Genomic DNA, 2,022 nt, shown 5'->3' with positions numbered 1-2,022 from the left:
GCCGGGTCGACGCCGGGTCGGTGGAGGCGCTCGCCCAGCTCGACCTGGGGCTGCTCGTGGTGCCGCCGGAGCTGCGCGCCGTCGCGGCGGCCCGCCGGGTGGCGGGAGCGGTGGGGATGGTGCTGCGTGATCTGCGCGTGGTGACGGCGCCTCCACTGGGGGCGGGAGCGCTCGACGCGGAGGAGGTGGCGCGACTGCTGGGGCTGCCGCTGGTCGGTGAACTTCCCCTGGACAAGCGGGTGTTGATCGGCTCGCACGTGCGGACCGGATCGGGTTCCGGGCCGGGATCCGGATCGGGATCCGGAGTGGCTACCGGTTCGGGTTCGGGCTCGGTCCCGGCTTCGCGGGCGAGTGCGGGGCCGGGCGCCGGCGGGCCGCTGGGGCGGTTCTGCGCGGCGTTCTGGGAGCGGATGCCGGTGGGGCCCGAAGAGAGGGGCGACGCGTGAGCACGGGGGCGGGGATGCCGGTGGTGAAGGTGGTGGCGGGGATGCCGGTGGCATACGAGGTGGATGCGGGGGGTCTTTCATGAGTGCTGTGGTCGGGGCGCGGATGCTGGACGGCGTCCGGCAGTGGCTCGCGGAGAACGGGGCGGAGGCGACGCCCGCGCGCGTGGCCGAGGCGCTGCGGGCCCAGGGGCGGATCCTCGGGGACGCCGAAGTGCTGGGCGCCGCGGGCCAGTTGCGCTCGGAACTGGTGGGGGCCGGGCCACTGGAACCTCTGCTCGCGGATGCTTCGGTCACGGACGTACTGGTCTCGGCGCCGGAGCAGGTGTGGGTCGACCGGGGCGGGGGCCTGGAGTTGACCGGGGTGCGCTTCGAGGGCGCCGCGGCCGTCCGGCGATTGGCCCAGCGGCTCGCGGCAGTGGTGGGGCGCCGCCTCGACGACGCCCGCCCCTGGGTGGACGCCAGGCTGCCCGACGGGACGCGCCTGCACGCGGTGCTGCCGCCGATCGCGGTGGGCTGCACCTGTCTGTCGCTGCGGGTCCTGCGCCCGCGCGCCTTCACCGTGGAGGAGCTGGTGGCCGCGGGGACGGTGCCCCCGGGCGGCGACCGGGTGCTGCGCGCGCTGCTCGACGCCCGACTGTCGTACCTGATCAGCGGGGGTACGGGCAGTGGCAAGACGACACTGCTCAGCGCATTGCTCGGACTCGTTGGGCCGCAGGAGCGGATCGTGCTGGCCGAGGACTCCGCCGAGCTGCGACCCGACCACCCGCACGTGGTGCGCCTGGAGGCGCGGCCTGCCAATCAGGAGGGTGCCGGCGCCGTCGGCCTGGAGGACCTGGTGCGCCAGGCGCTGCGCATGCGGCCCGACCGGCTCGTGGTCGGTGAGGTGCGCGGGGCGGAGGTCGTCTCGATGCTGGCCGCGCTGAACACGGGGCACGACGGCGGCTGCGGGACGGTCCATGCCAACGCGGCGAGCGACGTCCCGGTGCGTCTGGAGGCGCTGGGTACGGCTGCCGGGCTCGACCGAGCGGCGCTGCACAGCCAGTTGGCGGCGGCGGTGTCCGTGGTGCTGCATCTCGTACGGGACCGGGGTGGGCGGCGTCGGATCGCCCAGGTGCATGTGCTGGAGCGGGATGCGGCGGGGTGGGTGCGGGCTGTCCCGGCTCTGGAGTGGGGCGAGCGGGGGTTCGTGCCGGGGGAGGGGTGGGCGCGGCTCGGAGGGTTGCTGGGGGTGCGGTTGCCATGAGGGACGGGACATTGACGGCAGCGGTGCTCGGGGCGCTGGGAGTGCTGATCGTGCTCTGGTCCGCCGGGGCGCCGGACGGCGAAGTGCGTCGGGCCCGGGCGGTGTTGGGCGTGCTGCCCGGTGATCAGGCGGCGCCGGTGGGTTGGCGAGGAGTCGTCGAGCGCTGGTGGCGGTACGGGCGGGCGCGGCCGGAATGGGGTTGCGCGGCAGGCGGGTTGGCGGTCGGGCTCCTCGGGGCGTCGGTGCTGCCGCTCGTGCTCGGGGTCTGTGCCGTGCCCGGCGTGGCGCGGGTGCGCCGGGACCGGGAGGCGCGCCGGGCCCGGGAGCGTCGGG

At 75.9% G+C, this 2,022-nt stretch carries 1 protein-coding gene and 2 pseudogenes; all 3 read left to right on the top strand.

What is annotated here, in order from left to right; all coding sequences use genetic code 11:
- Positions 1 to 446 (top strand): annotated as a pseudogene (locus G3I40_RS36140) (hypothetical protein); the annotation flags it as partial.
- Between the two features lie 79 nt (positions 447 to 525).
- Positions 526 to 1,689, top strand: coding sequence for a TadA family conjugal transfer-associated ATPase (locus tag G3I40_RS36135; RefSeq protein WP_164559063.1), 1,164 nt, complete (start codon positions 526 to 528; stop codon positions 1,687 to 1,689).
- Positions 1,686 to 2,022, top strand: a pseudogene (locus G3I40_RS36130) (hypothetical protein); the annotation flags it as partial. The gene G3I40_RS36135 and the pseudogene G3I40_RS36130, both read left to right, overlap by 4 nt.

The sequence above is a fragment of the Streptomyces sp. SID14478 genome, assembly GCF_010548525.1.
Lineage (GTDB): Bacteria > Actinomycetota > Actinomycetes > Streptomycetales > Streptomycetaceae > Streptomyces.
This window is presented reverse-complemented; position numbering and strand designations above follow the sequence as displayed.